The organism is Pseudomonas sp. DF5 (assembly GCF_058148225.1).
Genome location: NZ_JBYVYM010000051.1, coordinates 1 through 16,654, shown reverse-complemented (window position 1 = coordinate 16,654; position 16,654 = coordinate 1). Strand labels below are relative to the sequence as shown.

Genomic DNA, 16,654 nt, shown 5'->3' with positions numbered 1-16,654 from the left:
AAATTTAAGCCCGAAGCGGTTTCAGATCCCAAGTCTGCGTGTCTCGCTACTTCGTCGAGCCAGTAACGCCAGATATGGATCAACACCCAGTAATCCGTCCTCCCTAGCATGCCGTTCGGCGGGTATCTGACGGGTTTCGTACAAATCCTTAAGTTTTCTCCCGCTCGTGCCGAAAGACTGATGACACATGCGTGCACCAAAGTAGAGCGGCTTCAGAATGCCGTCTGCGCTGTTACATGGAATGTTGCAACCCGGAACGCATCCCCACTTTTGGCATAAGAAGTCCCATGAAATGAATCTCAAGTTCAGCCATAAAATCCTGCTGGCCGCTTCAGGCGTCGTGGTGCTGGCTTTTGCGTTGTTCACTTTGTACAACGACTATCTGCAGCGAAACACCATTCGGCAAAACATCGAGTCCTCCGTTGAGCAAGCCGGCGACCTGACTGCCAGCAGCGTGCAGAACTGGATGAGCGGCCGCGTGTTGGTCCTGGAAAACCTCGCGCAGAACGTCGCTCATCAAGGCGCCAATGCCGACTTGCCAGGGCTGGTCGATCAACCGGCCCTCACCTCGAACTTCCAGTTCACCTACGTTGGGCAGGCCAATGGCATGTTCACCCAACGCCCTGACGCGAAGATGCCAGACGGCTATGATCCGCGTCAGCGCCCCTGGTACAAACAAGCCGTAGTCGCCGACAAGACCATGCTGACCCCACCGTACATGGCCGCAGTCGGTGGGCTGGTGGTGACCATCGCCATGCCGGTGAAAAAGAGCGGCGAATTGCTGGGCGTGGTCGGCGGCGACCTCAGCCTGGAAACCCTGGTGAAGATCATCAACTCGGTGGATTTCGGTGGCATCGGTCACGCGTTCCTCGTCAGCGCCGATGGTCAGGTGATCGTCAGCCCGGACAAGGATCAGGTGATGAAGAACCTGAAAGACATCTATCCGGGTTCCAGTGTCCGCATCGAAAAAGGCATCCAGCAAGTCGAACTGAACAAGCAGGACCGCATCCTCTCGTTCACGCCGGTGAGCGGTTTGCCGAATGCCGAGTGGTACGTCGGTCTGTCGATTGACAAGGCCAAGGCCTACGCACCACTGAGCCAGTTCCGCACCTCGGCGCTGATCGCGATGTTCATCGCCGTGACGGCCATTGCCGTGCTGCTGAGCTTGCTGATCAACGTGCTGATGCGTCCGCTGACCACGATGGGCCGTGCGATGCAGGACATCGCTCAGGGCGAGGGCGACCTGACCCGTCGTCTGGTCGTAGAAAGCAAAGACGAGTTCGGCGAGTTGGGTGGTTCCTTCAACCAGTTCGTGGAGCGGATTCACGCATCGATTTGCGAAGTGTCTTCGGCGACCCGCCAGGTTCATGATCTGTCGCAACGGGTGATGGCATCGTCCAACGCTTCGATCATCGGCTCCGACGAACAAAGCGCCCGCACCAACAGCGTGGCCGCGGCGATCAACCAATTGGGCGCCGCCACACAGGAAATCGCCCGCAATGCCGCCGATGCTTCGCAACACGCCAGCGGCGCGAGCGAGCAGGCCGATGACGGCCGTCAGGTGGTGGAACAAACCATCCAGGCCATGACCGAGCTGTCGCAGAAAATCAGCCTGTCCTGCACGCAGATCGAAACCCTGAACGCGAGCACCGACAACATCGGCCACATTCTGGATGTGATCAAAGGCATCTCCCAGCAGACCAATTTGTTGGCGCTCAACGCGGCTATCGAAGCGGCCCGTGCCGGTGAGGCCGGTCGTGGTTTTGCGGTGGTGGCGGATGAGGTGCGCAACCTGGCTCATCGCACCCAGGAGTCGGCGGAAGAGATCCACAAGATGATCAGCTCGCTGCAGATCGGTTCTCGCGAGGCGGTGACTACGATGAACGCCAGTCAGGTGTCCAGCGAGCAGAGCGTCGAAGTGGCGAACCAGGCCGGCCTGCGACTGGTCAGCGTGACCCAGCGCATCGGCGAAATCGACGGCATGAACCAATCGGTGGCCGCGGCGACCGAAGAGCAGACGGCCGTGGTAGAAACCCTCAACGTCGACGTCAACCAGATCAACCTGCTGAACCAGCAGAGCGTGGCCAACCTCAATGAAACATTGAAGGATTGTGATGCGCTGTCCCAGCAGGCCAATCGTTTGAAGCAACTGGTTGATAGCTTCAAGATCTGATTGAGGTCAGTTGGACCGCGTTATCGTTCTTCGCGAGCAAGCCCGCTCCCACATTTTGATCGAGTTCTTCCAGACGGAACGCGGTCAAATGAGGGAGCGGGCTTGCTCACGAAAGCGGGCTAATAATCACCCGCTGAACCGAAGCCCTATACAAACAGTTTCAACACATTCCCCATCGCATCATCGGCAAACCCCTGGACGAAAGCCTTGAACCCCGGCAGAGCCTCGGCGCCACCTTGGGCCGGTTCGGCGATGATCGTCCAGGTCGCCCGCGACTTGTCTGCGCCCAAGGATTCCACACTCATCGCGGCCCACAAATTGGCCACGCCCAAGGTGTTGTAGATCGTGGTCCAGGTCATGTTCAGCGCCTGGTCGTTGCGGGAGTTGAGCTGCTCGACCACCAGGTTGCCGTCCTTAAAGAACTTCTTGCGCAGCGACGACACACCTTCGCCGGTCATCTCAATGTGCGACAGCGCCGGAATGAATTTGTCGAAGCCGGCAAAATTGCCGACCACTGCCCAGACTTGCGCCGCGTCGGCCGGTACTTCCACCGAAGACACAACGTGGCAGCCTTGAGGGTTTTTGATCAGGGTATCGGGTTGCAGAGTATTCATGGTTTTTGCTCCGTGCGGGGTTAGGATGAATCAGATGAAGTTGATTTCTTTGAGGTAGTCGCAGCCGCGTCGCAGCAGCGCCGGGGATTTTTCCGGGTAGTGCGCGCCCATCTGTCGTACGCCGGCCTGGGCGTTGTCGTGGCCGATCATCGAGATGTCGCCGATGTCTTCCTCGAAGCCGTTGAGGTAGAAGCCCAGCACGCCAAACAGCGCGTTATCACTGTCGACCCGGCCCAGTTGCTGCTGCCAGTCGGCGACGCTGACCATCGAGAACTCCCGACCGGCTTCGCGAAAGGAAGCCACGTAGGTGTCCCAGCTCAGGGGTTCGGGGTTGTGCAGATTGAACACCGCTTTTTCGGCCTGGTAACGGCTGGCATGGAAGGCGATGAAACGGGCGAGAAAATCCACCGGCATCAGGTCGAAATTCAGCGCGAACTCCGGCACCTGACCGAGCTGGATCGAGCCCTTGAGCATCAGCATCAGGCGATTCTTGTGGGGCTGGCAGACGCCGGTGAGGCTGTTGAAGCTGATATTGCCAGGGCGGTAAAGATTGACCTCCACGCCACGCTCCCGCGCCCGTTCGAGGATCCGCTCGCCGACCCATTTGGACAGGTTGTAACCGTTCTTGATGTAGATCGGTGGAGTCTGCGCGGCAGGTAATTCCAGCACCCGGCCATCGTCGGAAATCGTGCTGGACGCCGAGAGCGTCGAGACGAAGTTGAAGATCTTCTTGCTGCGTCCTTCACACAGGCGCAGACACTCGAAAATCGGTTCGACGTTATCCCGCGCCAACGACTCGTAATCGAGGACGTGATTGACGTTCGCGGCGTTGTGCACCAGTGCGCCGAACTCTCGATCCAGCCGTTCGTAAACCGCTTCGCTGAGCCCCAGTTGCGGGCGAGTGATGTCCGCCGCGTAAACCTGCACCCGGCTCAGGTCCAGATGCTCCAAGCGGTTTTCCCGCAACGCATCCGCAAAGCGTTGCGCCGCCGATTGCCCACCGCCATCGCGCACCAGGCACGCCACTTCGCTGGCGCCCCAGGCAAGCAGAGCTTCGACGATATGCACACCGACGAAGCTGTTGGCACCGGTGACGATCACCTTGTGCACATCGCCCATTCGGCTGACCGGCAGCGGCTCGATGTCCAGTTCACGGAAGGCATCGGCCAAGGCTTTTTCACTCAGCACTTCCTCGGTCCCGGAGCCGCGCACCAACGTCGCCAGCTTCGCGATCGTCGGCAGTTCGATGAAGCGGTTGATCGAGATACTGCGGCCGAACTCCTCACGCAAACGCAGGAGCATGCGCGACAGGAGGATCGAGTGCCCGCCGAGGTTGAAGAAGCTTTCGTCGGTGGAAATGTCGCTGGCGGGTAGCTCCAGCAACTCGGCCCAGATCTCCAGCAGCAGTGCTTCATCGGCGCTGGCAGGCAATTGCCGTCGGCTGTTGTCGGTCACGTTGACGGGCAGTTCCAGCAGTGCTTTGCGGTCGACCTTGCCGTTGCTGGCGAACGGCATGCTCGCCAGTTCTGTCCAGGCGGCAGGCTGCATGTAGTCCGGCAGAAACTGCAGCGCGTGGGCCTTCAAGGCTTCGCGAGCCGCACCGAATTGCGCTTCCTGAGGTTGCGCGAGAAAGGCCAGAATCCGCCGATGTCGGTCGATGACCACCGCCACCTGACGGTACAACTGACTGTCGCGCAGGCAGCGTTCGATCTCTTCCGGCTCGACCCGAAAGCCGCGAATCTTTACCTGATTATCTCGCCGTCCGCACAGCTCGATACCGTCGGGGGTCCACTTGGCCATGTCGCCGGAGCGGTAGGCGCGCAGGCTCTGGCCGTTCGGCAGGCTCAGATTCAGATAGCGTTCGGCAGTCTGCTGCGGGTTGTTCAGGTAACCCAGGCACACCCCCGGGCCGACGATGTACAACTCACCGACGGTTTGTTCGGTCACCGGTTGCAAGTCTTCATCGAGGATCAGCACCTGACTGTTGGCAATCGGTGTGCCGAGGGTCCGGTTGCTGTCACCGGTGCGCAGTCGTCGTGCGGTAATCAGAACCGTAGCTTCGGTCGGGCCATAGAGGTTGTATAGATTGCCTTGGCGGGTCAGTTGCTGGACCACGTAGGGTTCGCAGACGTCGCCGCCGGTCATCACATGGTCGAGGACCTGCAACTGATCCAGCGGCAGGATGCTCAGCAAGGCTGGCGGCAAAAAGGCATGGCTGAGTTGTTGGTGGCGGATCAGCTCGACCAGTTGCAGCGGGTCGCGACGTTGGTCTTCGTTGGGCACGATCAGCTCGGCGCCCTGCAGCAGGGTCGGGAAAATATCGATCAGCGACGAGTCGAAACTCAACGATGAAAACTGCAATACCCGGCTCTGTTCGGTCAGCTGCACGTAGTCGGCGTACCACGCGGTGAAGTGTGCGAGGTTGGCCTGGCTGAGCAACACGCCTTTGGGGTGACCCGTGGTGCCCGAGGTATAAAGCGCCATGCACGGCGCGTCGAGAGCGGGGCGTTGGCGCATCAAGGGTTGATCGAGGCTCACATCGCCGCTGTCGATACGGCTGATATCCAGCCCCGGCATCGTCTCGCTGAGAGGATGCTCTCCATCATGCAGCAACAACACCGCCCCGGCGTTTTCCAGAATGTACTGCTGACGTTGCAGCGGATGGCTCGGTTCCAGCGGCAGGTACACCGCGCCACTGCCCAGGATCGCCAGAATTCCCGCATACAACGCGCTGCATTTTGGCAGGCAGACTCCGACCACCAACGGCCCTTGATGCTGATCGAGCAACGGTTGCAAACGCTGTTGGATGGCACGGCTGTGGGCGTGCAATTCTCGATAGCTCAGCGACGTGCCGGCGATGCTCAGCGCCACACGCTCGGCAGACTGAATGAAGCGCTGTTCGAGCCGCTCGATCATCGGGATCTGCCCAAGTTGCAGCAATCGTGGTTCTGCCGTGTTGTTGAGGCGGTGGACGAAGGCCAGGTGCTCTAAAAACTGCAGGTTTTCCACCTGCTCGAAGTGCGCGGAAATCGTCGGCTCGGCCTGCAGGAAATAGTCGGCATCCCGGGAGAGGCGGCTGACCAGCAGCGCCACATGATCGACCAGATCGGCCACCGCTCGCAGGCGCAATGCCTGGCCGTTGCCGGACAACTCTTCGGCGACCGGCACGCGACTCAACGGCGTCGAGTTGTACGTGCACAGCAGGTCCAACGGTGGCAGCCCGCTAGCTCCCGGCAACCCGACACCCACTTGCAGCATCAGGTGCGGCGCATTGCCGAAGTCCCGAAATGGCAGGCTCGCATCATCGATCAGCAAATCAAATAGGCCCGGCGGCGATTCTTCCACATTCGCAAGTCGCGCCAGTGAATGACCGTGTTGTTCGAGCTCCAGCGCCAGTTCGGTCAGGGTCTGGCTTTGCCCGATGAGCAAAATATCGAGACGTCTCATGATGTTCTCCTCGTTAAACCAGGTAGTCGCTCAGGGCGCTTTGCACGCACGGTGAATCGAGCAGCGAACTGCTGCGGAAAAACCGCACGATGTTGGCGACCAGCGGGTGATGGCGATTGATCGGGAAGGCCAGCCCCGACACTTCGCTCTTGAGGGCCTGACGCACCACGTCGCTGATCTGCAAGGCGTCGATCAGGCGGAAGTCGAAGGACTTCTGGATGTCGTTGGTCAGGTAATGGCCGATGAACACCGGCAGGATTTGTGCGATGCACTGGCGATCGTCTTCGCTTGCGGTGTGCCAGTAGATGCGCACCAGCCGCGACCAGAACCCGGAGTGACGGCCCTCGTCCAGCAAGTGGTCGGCCATCAGGCCTTTGATCGATTGCTTGACTGTGTCGTCCTTGGCGAACGCCGCTACATCGCCGGTCACTGTGTTCTCGGCGATGGCCACACAGATCAGCTCCACGGCGCTGCGCAGGTGTTCCGGTGCGAGGGCCACGGCCGCCGGGATGGCACGGCTTAGTTCTATTTCGTCCGGCAGTTCGATGGGGGTGATGCCGGTCATGGCGACGGTCTGCTGCATGAAGTCCATGGCCACCAGGGCGTGGTAATCCTCGTCCACCACCACGGTCATGGCGTCGTAGCGACAGGCGAACGGGAACGCCACACTGAAGCGGTTTTTAGCGATGCTGCGGGCGGTCTTGTCGACGATCTCGGTTTCGAAAATCACTACGTCGTTGATGAATTTGTAGAGCGTCTGCACCAGGGCGAAGTCCCGTTGTTCCGGGCATTCGCGCAGGAAGGTTTCGCTCAGCACCAGCGGCTGGCGGCTCAGCGGATAGATCAGCTTGTCGTCGTTCTCCAGCACACGCCGGGGGCGGGTGCGAATGGTTGCGCGGCTCTCCCAGGCGTCGGCGAAGGATTGGTAGTCGGCGGCGTTCATGCGTTCACCTCGGCAACCGGTTCGCTCATGCTCAGGCGCAAGCCGTCCCACAGCGCGATGCGACTTTCCACGGCGGCGATGGCGCTGGCGTATACGTCTTCTTCGCGCTGCGGATCGCCATTGACCAGGCGTGCGAGGAGTTTTTCCGCCGCTGGGCCGTGGTCTTCGGAGTCGACTTCGATGTGCCGTTCCAGGTAGTAACGGAAGGTCGGCGCCTGTTCGATGCCAATGCCCCAGTCGTCGAGAATCCGCTGGAACATCTGCGGGATGACACTCTCGCGGCCGTGCAGAAACGCCGCCGCCACACTGTGTCCCGGCGCATGCAACGCGGTGTGCAAGGTGTGGCGTACGAACTGTGCGGCCGCCGGGTCGACGTCCACGCTTTGCAAGGCCACGTCGTAGCTCACGCCTTCTTTTTGCAACGCCACGAAGCGTTCGACGGCGACTGTGCTTGCACCGACTTCGCGCATCGCATCGAGGTACAACTCGAAATGGCTGTAGTGACCTTGGGCGGGACGATCATCGGACTCTTCACCGAGCACGATCTCATTGATCAGACGCGCGGCCTGCGGATCTCGTGGCGGCAGCCAGGGCAGCTGAACGCAGGTCAGTTCCTGTTGCAGGCGTTTGGTCAGCGACATGAAATCCCACACTGCAAACACATGGGTTTCCATGAAGCGTTGAAGCACCGATAACGAATGTATTTCAGAAAAGATCGGGTGCGCACTAAGTTCTGCTTTCTTCTGATTAAGACGATCTTTAGTCGGTTTCATGAGCGAGCCTATAAGTGATCTGGAATACCGTTGAGGGGGTGTTGATCAATAAGTAACGGTTGCTTGAAGTTTTCTATTGGCGAGCGGGTGCCTCAATTGAATTGATGCTTTTTAGGGTTGTGCAATCGCTGCGTAGTGCTTGGCCCCTATGTTTATGGGCGGCGGAGAAAAACTAATGCATGAATAAAGTGTCGGGCAAGTGTTTTTTTAATTAATTGAAAGTTCAACTTTCTCGGGTGCGATAAGTTCCAATAAGACTTTTGTATAAAGTTTTATTTGGGCGTAGTTGCTCCTTTCGGCGTATATAAGCCAAAATTAAAATAAAGAGTGAATGCCTCACTCGAAGCAACTTTCTACTTGAATCGTTGATGTGATCTGAGGGGGTGGAAGTTGGCTGGGAGCGACGCCGGTTCTTCCTTTCCCGTGACAAGACTCCTTCCGTTGGTTCTTGTGGTGCGGGCGACTGCTCCGGGGTGCGGTGCGTCGCCCGTCATTATTCGTTGGCAGCTCAAGAGTGAGCGTAATTCACGGCGCTCGCTATCACCCCTGCATGGTCTGATCGGTGCAATTATCGGGCTCGGGGGTGACAGGGCTTTGGGAGTTGGCATGAAGTCGCTGCACACCGGCGCGGTGTGGGCGAAAGGGGGATTTGTAAGCAGATTTGTTCGTTGAGCAGTCCAGGTGCGGATCAGCCAGAAATCGCGGCGAGCCGTTCAATGACTCGCTCGGAGCTGTCGCCACGGATTACTTCGAGGTTTTCCTGCGCTGCGCCTCAGGGCTCGCGAGGTAGTGCGTGATGACTTCGACACCCCGGTTGAGGTGGTTTTCGAGCAACATCACCGAGTGCTCGACATCCCGGTCCTCGGCGGCCCGCAACAACGCTCGGTGATCTTCCTGGGACAGTTTGCCCAGGCCCATGGCTTCCAGGTTGAAACGCAGGAAGCGTTCCTCTTCGTTCAACCCGTCTTCGACCAGCTTCAGCAGCCGCTGGTTGGGGGCTTTGTGGTAAAGCGCCATGTGGAACAGGCGATTGAGCCGGCCGATCTCGGTGTAGTCGTGTTCCGTTTCCAACTCGTCGATGTAGCGTGCAGCCTGTTTGAAATCGGCGTCTTCAAGCAGGGGGATCGACCGACGCAAGGCTTCGGACTCCAGCAGGATCCGCAACTCATAGGTCTCTGTTGCATCGCCCTGTACCAACGGTGCGACCACAGCGCCCTTATGGGCGATCACGTTGAGTAGCGCTTGCGCCTCAAGCTGGCGCAAGGCTTCGCGCACCGGCATGCGGCTAACGCCAAACAGGTCGGCGAGGTCTTGCTGACGCAGGGCTGTGCCGCAGGGAATGCGACCGTCGAGAATGGCTGCGCGCAGGGTTTCTTCGATCACTGAGCGTGCCAAATGAGCGGGAATCGGCCCATTGACCTTGATGCTGCTGAGAGGGTTGGGCTTCTGTGTCACGACAAACGCACCCTGATTGGCTGAAATATTTGGATCCAAATGGACACTAGTGACTGCCTGACGGGTTGTCAAACAATCGGAAAATCAAAAAGATCGCAGCCTTCGGCAGCTCCTGCGATCCTTTTATTGCTCCTGCCATTCAAGTTTAGCGTGTTGGCAGTGATCTCACCGTGCCATTGTCTTTTAGCAGACTAACCTTCACCATCAAGCAGATTTTCCATCTGCCTGATCTGGATGCCTCGCATTGGCGGTACGTTTCGCGATCCCTCGGACTTTGCGCTGGCTAGGCTGCGCACTGCTGCTGGCCGGCGTCATGCTGGGCGGGCTGCATGCCGACTGGGATTTTTCGCTGATCAGCCGTCGTGCGCAGGCATTGTACGGGCCTTTGGGTGAAGGGCGGCAGCGCATCGATGCCTGGCAGCAGTTGCTGGCTACGCAAAAACAGGTCGGCGAGCTGGAGCAGCTCAACGTGGTCAACCAGTTCTTCAACAGGCAGATGCGCTACGAAGAAGACATCGACCTGTGGCACGAGGTCGATTATTGGGAAACCCCCATCGAAGCCTTGTGGAAGGGCGCCGGCGATTGCGAAGACTACGCTATCGCCAAGTATTTCAGTCTGCGTCATCTTGGTGTCTCCAGTGACAAGCTGCGCATTACCTACGTCAAGGCTTTGCGCCTGAACCGCGCGCACATGGTGCTGACCTACTACGCGAGCCCCGAGGCCATGCCTTTGGTGCTCGACAGCCTGATCGATGCGATCAAGCCCGCCAACCAGCGACCCGATTTGCTGCCGGTCTACTCTTTCAATGCCGAAGGGTTGTGGTTGCCGGGTGCCAAGGGCAACAAGAAGGTCGGAGACACCAAACGCCTGTCTCGCTGGCAGGATGTGTTGAAGAAAATGCAGGCCGAAGGATTCCCGGTCGAGACGATTAACTAGGAGCACGCGCTCAGATGTCTTTGTTCAAACAGCTGTTGATCGCTATCTGTCTGTTCTTGGTGGTCGCCTTCACCGGCAGCTTCACGGTCAGTCTGGAGAGCTCGCGCACCCAGTACGTCAATCAGTTGCGTTCTCACGCTCAGGACGCCGCGACGGCATTGGCCCTGTCCCTGACGCCGAGCATCGATGACCCGGCGATGGTCGAGTTGTTGGTCAGTTCGATCTTCGACAGCGGTTACTACGCGAGCATCCGTGTGGTCGATCTGGCCAACGACAAGACGATTGTCGAGCGCAGCGGCATCCCGGCAGTCACCAACGTGCCGGACTGGTTCGTCAAATTGATCGGCCTGGAGCCGGCCGGTGGTGATGCAATTGTCAGTCGTGGCTGGGAACAGGCCGCGCGGGTCGAGGTGGTCAGCCATCCGATGTTCGCGTTGGCCAAGCTGTGGCAGAGCGCGTTAGGCAGCCTCGGCTGGTTGCTGCTCTGTGGCGCGGTGAGTGCGGTGCTGGGCGCGTTGTTGCTGCGTCGGCAACTGAAGCCGCTGGACTACATGGTCAAGCAATCCCATGCCATTGCTCGCCGGGAATTCTTAAGCCTGCCAGAACTGCCGCGCACCCCGGAACTGCGCCGGGTGGTGCAGGCCATGAACCAGATGGTCGAGAAGCTCAAGGCGCTGTTCCAGGAGCAGGCCGAACGCAGTGAAAGGCTGCGGGCCGAGTCCTATCAGGACAACCTGACCGGCCTGGCCAACCGGCGCTATTTTGAAATGCAACTGAACGCGCGAGTGAACAATTCGGAGCAGGCCAGCTCCGGTTATTTGCTGCTGTTGCGGGTTAAGGATCTGGCCGGGTTGAACCAGCGGCTGGGCGGTCAGCGTACCGATGAATTGTTGAAAGCGGTCGGCGAGCAATTGTCCCGAGAGTGCGCCAAGTACCCGGAAACCCAGAACCTCGTCACGCGGATTCGTGGTGGGGAATTCGCCGTGTTGGCGCCGGGGCTGGTGCGTGAAGAAGCGCTGCAACTGGCGAGTAACCTCGAAAGTGCCTTGGCGAGCCTGCATGCGACGGGCGCCACGGACGTGGTTTCGGTGGCTTCGATCGGGCTGGCGCCGTTTGCCCATGGCGACTCGCCGCAAGCGGTGATCGGTTTGGCGGATCAGGCACTGGCCCAGGCGGAAAGCCAGGGCGAGCCGAGCTGGGCGTGCCTCGATCAGGGCGCGCTGACGCGGGTTGGCGACGATCACCATGCCTGGCATACCTTGCTCGATCATGCGTTGGACCAGCAGCGTTTCGAGCTGTATTTCCAGCCGGTGGTGGCCAGCCATGACACGCAGTTGGTGCTGCATTACAAAGTGCTGTCGCGCCTGCTCGACGAGCAGGGCCAGACCATTCCCGCCGGGCGCTTCCTGCCATGGCTTGAACGCTTCGGCTGGACCGCCCGACTGGACCGTTTGATGCTGGAATTGGTGCTCGAGCAGATGGCCGACCATGAGGAGTCGCTGGCGCTGAACCTGTCTTCGGCGACACTGGCGGATCCACAGGCGTTGAACAAAATTTTTGAAATCCTGCGCTCTCATTCGAATTTTGGGGAACGACTGACGCTGGAAATTGGCGAAGAGCAACTGCCCGAGCAAGCAGTGCTGGAACAGCTGACACGGCGTCTGCGCGAGCTTGGGTTCTCCCTTAGTCTGCAGCGTTTTGGTGGACGTTTCAGCATGATCGGCAATCTGGCGCGGCTGGGGTTGGCGTATCTGAAGATCGACGGCAGTTACATCCGGGCGATTGATCAGGAGAGCGACAAGCGCCTGTTCATTGAGGCGATTCAGCGGGCGGCGCACAGCATTGATCTACCGTTGATTGCCGAGCGGGTCGAGACCGAAGGGGAGTTGTCGGTGATTCGCGAGATGGGGTTGTATGGGGTTCAGGGGCAGCTGTTGGGTGAGCCGAAGCCTTGGCAGTAGCCCGCTCATCATTCCCACGCAGAGCGTGGGAATGATCGGCGTCAGGGGTTAAATCAACCCCGTCTCATCATCATCGATCAACTGGCTCAACCCGCCCAACGCCTCACGTGCCTGGGTCCGGTCCATCAGCTTGGCCTGTGCGGCCGGCGGCAGGTCGGTGACGCGGATCACGCCTTTCTGGGTCAGCACCTGAATCAAGTCGTCGAGTACCCGAATCATCTCCAGGTCGCTCTGCTTGAGCTGCTTGAGGCTGGTCTCCACCACTTCGTGGGCATACCAGGCCTGGATTTCATGGTGGTCGGCCGGCAGCGTTTCCGTGGCCTCGGCATAGGCCGTGGCTTCCACGCGCACTAACTGACCTTGCGCATCGCGTTGCACGTAAAACATTAAGCATCCCTCGGAAATGGACCAGCGTCGTGCTGTCAGCAGCATAGGCCAACGCAGGCGAGTATGCGGTGCGACGACGAAATCGTCACCCGTGAGGTGGGCACAAACGTGACGGCCGCCCGGTTTGGGCGGCCGTCAGCCTGCGTATCAGCTGTTGTTGTGATCGATCTTGATGGTCGGGTCACTGCCGGCAATCAGCGAGTTGATGCTGGCGCTGGACCAATTGTTACCTTCCAGTTTGATCGTCACATCCGGGGTAGCCGCTGCAGCGTCGGCGCCGTTGAACTTGCCGGCGGAGCTGACTTGCAGGGACGACACGCCATCTACCGTGGTGATCTTCAGGAAGTTATCGATGGTGCTGCCGCTTTCGCCCTGCAACAGATCACGCAGGTCGATACGGTCGCCTTCGCTGGCCTTGAAGTCCTTGATCACGTCGCTGCCGGTATCGCCAGCCTTCCAGATGAAGGTGTCGGCACCCGAGCCGCCAATCAGGATGTCGTTGCCTTGACCGCCGATCAATGAGTCATTGCCGGTGCCGCCGAGCAGGATGTCATTGCCCTTGCCGCCGTCGAGGAGGTCGTTGCCGCCCTGGCCGAAGAGAATGTCGTTGCCCGCGCCACCCAGCAGCGTGTCGTTACCATCGTGGGCGCCAGACACGTCGAACGCGGTGTAGTGCTCGGTGATGTACTGGTGCACGTTGCTGGTGGTGACTTTGCTGACGTCGACACCGGTTTGCTGGGCGACAAACGCCTGCATCGCCTGATAGCCCTCGCCGGCAATGCCATTGAAGCTCACCAGATCGCCGAACAGGAGGTCGTTGCCGTCACCGCCGCTGACCGTGTCGGCACCCGGCATCGTCGCTTCGGTATGGCCGATGATCGAGTTGGCCAGGTCCTTGGGGTCGATGTTGGTTTGTGGTGTTTGATCCGAGTCGTACGGCTTGAGGTCGGTGAGGGTGACGTCCTTGTTCAGGCCGATGGCCTCCACCGTCGACACGTTGCTCAGCAACGTGAAGCTGCTGCTGGAGTTGTCGATGGTAGTGGAATCGGTGCTGCCGCCGGTGCCATCGCGGTAGGACAGTTCGTACGTACCGTTACCCTCGGCATGCAGGGTGCCCAGTTCGGAACTGCTCCAGCGCCCCGAGTTTTTCAGAGTCTGCAGCGTGACGTTGCCGGCGCTGTCGATGCTCAGGTAGTGAGTGCTGTCCAGATTGTTGGAATAGGTCTGCCCCAACTTGTAGTTGGTAGTGGTGATGACGTCATCGAGCTTTACGTTGCCGTACAAGGTCGGGTTGGTCTGTTCGCCGCTCTGGTAGTAGGTCGGCTTGCCATCGGTGATGAAGTACGTGAGGTTCTTCGCACCAGTGTTGGCAATGGCGTCGGCACTCTGGAACCAGTTGGCCGTGGTTTTGAACACGTCCTCGTAGTTGGTACCGCCGCCGGACGACATCGAGTCCAGCACGGATTTGAGCAAGGTCAGCGCGTTCGGGTCGTTCAGGTTCACCGACACCGATTTGTTGACCTGGGTATCGAAGTCCACCAGGAAAATATTCACAGTCCCGGAGTTGCCGCCCAGGCTTTGCTTGAGGGTGTTGAACACCGCCGTCAACGAATCCTTGGCGGCGTTGATCGACGTGCTGCTCATGCTGCCCGAGCTGTCGACCATGAACGCGATGTTGTAATTGGTGCCCGGCACCACGGTCAGTCCGCCGATGTCGGCGACCATGATGTCATTGCCGTCAGTGCCGGTGATCGTGTCGTCGGCCGCCGTGGCGGTCACGGCGTTGTAGACCGCCGGGTACACCGTGACCGGAATCTGCGCGGTGCTCAGTGCCGAACCGCCGAGTGCTTCGGTGGATGTCGAGGTCACGGTCAGGGTGAACTGGCCGTTGTAGTACGGCGGCGGGGTGACGGTCAGGCTGCCGAGGTTCCAGCCGGTAACATTGGCTTCGCCGTTGGTGGTGGTGAAGGTGTGGCCCGCGCCATCGCTGAGCACCGAGCCCGTTGGCATGCCGCTGATCTTCACGCTCAGGCTTTCAGAGCCGTCGGTGTCGGTCAGCGCGGTCTTGATCGCGGATAGGTGAACGCTGCTGCCTTCGGCGCCTTCGTTGAGTTTGTAACCGTCGTAGTAGCCTTCGCCATTGGTGCCGTGCAGGTCGGAAACCGTCACGCCAGAGGCGGCCAGATCCGCCACGCCGGTATACAGCGGTACGCCGGCGCTGCTCAGGTCGACCGCTGTACCGCCGTTGACCGACAGGTTTACGTCATAGCTGCCGGGGCCACTCTGGTTATGGTGGTAGATGTCCAGGGTGTAGTAACCGCTGGTGGTCGGGGTGAACGAACCGTTCAGCTTGCCGCCTGCACCCCAAGTCGTCGCGGCCACGTTCTTGCCACCGATGGTCACCAACAGGCTGTCATCGCCGGTGCCGCTGAAGGTGTATGTCTTGCCGGCTTCGAGGTAAATCAGGCCGGAGGTTTTCGAGGCCGTGCCGGCAGTGACACCGCCGTCGGACTGCACGTTGGTCACGGTGCCGGTGGAGTTCGGGGTGCCTGCGGCGTCGATGACCGATTTCAGCGTGCCGGACGGCGCGCCACTACCATCGGTGCCCAGGCCCGACAGGCCGGTCCAGACTTCCTTGATCAGGCCGGTGGACTTGACGCTGTTGTCCGCGACGCTCAGGGATGGCGCGTCGGCAACCGGTGTGATGTCGATTTTCACCGTACCGGTGTTGCCCAGCAGTTGACCATCGGTTGGCTGGAACTTGATCTGCGCGTAGTCCGCCTGGTTATTGCCCGCACCGCTGCCACCATAGCCGTCAACGCCCGATTCGTTGGCATCCGGCGTGAAGCGCAACTTGCCGGCGTCGATGTCGGCCTTGCTGATGGTCTGGTTTGTCGTTACGTCTTTCCAGGTCGCACCGTCCAGGTACTGCAATTTGCCTTCGCCCGGCAGCTGAGTGATTTTCACCCCCAGGTTGGCGGCCGGGCTGTCGACATCACTGACGCCAAAGGTCGACCAGCCGAGGATCAGCGGGGTGTCTTCGGTACCGGTGACGTTAACCGGCGCGGCAGTTGGCGCGTCGTTCACGGCCACCACGTTGACGGTGGTGGTCGCGGTGTTGGAGTAATTGCTGCCATCGGTCACCGTCACGGTGATGATCCGCGGCACGGTGCTCGGATCCTCACTGCTGTTGGTGAAGCTGATGTTTTTGATCTGCTGCATGTAGTCGGCCAGCGTCGCGTTGCCCGACAGGGTCAGGGTGACCGTACCGTCCTGGCTGTTGGCGTTGATGCTGATGCCATTGACACTGTTGCCGAGGTTCAGCGCATCGCCCGGCTGACGGTTGGTCAGCACGATGGTGGCGCCGGTCAGCATGGTGCTGTCCGGGTCGGTGATGCTCAGGTCGGTGTCGCCGATCGAGACGCCCTGGCCGGTGGTGCCTTCGGTGAAGGTCACGTTGTAGTTGGCCCCGGTGGCGCCGCTGGAGTTGTTGGCGTCCAGGTCGAGAACCGGCGCGGCATCGTTGTCGATGATCGAGGTGCTGACGCTGCCGTTGGTGCTGCTGACCGCGAGGTTTTCGAAGTTGCCGCCGGTGGCCGAGTCGATCTTGACCACGAAGTTCTCGGTACCCTCGGTGAGCTTGTCGTCCAGCGTCGCGACGTTGAAACTCGCGCTGCTGGCGCCAGCCGGGATCTTCACGGTGTACACGCCGGTGAAGTCCGAACCGTCGGCGGCGGTACCGCTGTAGACGATTTTCAGGGTCACTTCGGTCTGCGCCGGGTGGGTCAGGCTGACGGTGTAGCTGGCGGTCTGGCCTTCGGTCACCGAGGTGCTGCCGCTGATGCTGACTTCGGTTTTGTCGATCGTGTCGGCGACGGTGGTGACTGCCGGGGTGGTGCTAGGAACCAGGCTCTCGAAATTGCCACCGGTGGCGGTGGAGATGGTCGCCTGGACCGTGCCCGCA

General features: G+C 59.9%; 10 protein-coding genes. 3 read left to right on the top strand and 7 right to left on the bottom strand.

Annotated features, from left to right (window positions below; all coding sequences use genetic code 11):
* The first annotated feature begins 292 nt into the window (after nucleotides 1-292).
* Entirely contained in the window at nucleotides 293-2,173 is a 1,881-nt protein-coding gene (locus AC30D7_RS28560; RefSeq protein WP_490136304.1) for a methyl-accepting chemotaxis protein, read from the top strand.
* 146 nt (nucleotides 2,174-2,319) lie between these two features.
* On the opposite strand, the gene AC30D7_RS28555 is transcribed toward AC30D7_RS28560, so the two are convergent.
* The 5 genes from AC30D7_RS28555 to AC30D7_RS28535 all read right to left on the bottom strand — a co-directional run bounded on the left by AC30D7_RS28555 (nucleotide 2,320) and on the right by AC30D7_RS28535 (nucleotide 9,405).
* Entirely contained in the window at nucleotides 2,320-2,787 is a 468-nt protein-coding gene (locus AC30D7_RS28555; RefSeq protein WP_490136303.1) for an SRPBCC family protein, read from the bottom strand.
* Between the two features lie 30 nt (nucleotides 2,788-2,817).
* Nucleotides 2,818-6,234, bottom strand: a complete 3,417-nt coding sequence (locus tag AC30D7_RS28550; RefSeq protein WP_490136302.1) for an amino acid adenylation domain-containing protein — start codon at nucleotides 6,232-6,234, stop codon at nucleotides 2,818-2,820.
* A gap of 13 nt (nucleotides 6,235-6,247) precedes the next feature.
* Nucleotides 6,248-7,177, bottom strand: coding sequence for a diiron oxygenase (locus tag AC30D7_RS28545; RefSeq protein WP_096481519.1), 930 nt, complete (start codon nucleotides 7,175-7,177; stop codon nucleotides 6,248-6,250).
* Nucleotides 7,174-7,950 carry a DUF3050 domain-containing protein gene (locus tag AC30D7_RS28540; RefSeq protein WP_019582916.1) on the bottom strand — a complete coding sequence of 259 codons (777 nt, stop codon included), beginning with the start codon at nucleotides 7,948-7,950 and terminating at the stop codon, nucleotides 7,174-7,176. Before AC30D7_RS28540 ends, AC30D7_RS28545 begins: the two co-directional genes overlap by 4 nt.
* Before the next feature lie 744 nt (nucleotides 7,951-8,694).
* Nucleotides 8,695-9,405: a GntR family transcriptional regulator gene (locus AC30D7_RS28535; protein WP_019582915.1), complete on the bottom strand. Its 711-nt coding sequence runs from the start codon at nucleotides 9,403-9,405 to the stop codon at nucleotides 8,695-8,697.
* A 244-nt stretch (nucleotides 9,406-9,649) separates the two neighbouring features.
* Here AC30D7_RS28535 and lapG point away from each other — a divergent pair, with 244 nt between their 5' ends.
* Nucleotides 9,650-10,342: a cysteine protease LapG gene (gene lapG / locus AC30D7_RS28530; protein ID WP_490136301.1), complete on the top strand. Its 693-nt coding sequence runs from the start codon at nucleotides 9,650-9,652 to the stop codon at nucleotides 10,340-10,342.
* Between the two features lie 14 nt (nucleotides 10,343-10,356).
* Nucleotides 10,357-12,303 carry a cyclic di-GMP receptor LapD gene (gene lapD / locus AC30D7_RS28525; protein WP_490136300.1) on the top strand — a complete coding sequence of 649 codons (1,947 nt, stop codon included), beginning with the start codon at nucleotides 10,357-10,359 and terminating at the stop codon, nucleotides 12,301-12,303.
* 48 nt (nucleotides 12,304-12,351) lie between these two features.
* Here the strand turns inward: lapD and AC30D7_RS28520 are convergent, their stop codons facing one another.
* Nucleotides 12,352-12,690, bottom strand: a complete 339-nt coding sequence (locus tag AC30D7_RS28520; RefSeq protein WP_019582912.1) for a hypothetical protein — start codon at nucleotides 12,688-12,690, stop codon at nucleotides 12,352-12,354.
* Nucleotides 12,691-12,837: 147 nt separating this feature from the next.
* A partial coding sequence (locus AC30D7_RS28515; protein ID WP_490136299.1) for a beta strand repeat-containing protein occupies nucleotides 12,838-16,654 on the bottom strand: 3,817 nt, incomplete at its 5' end.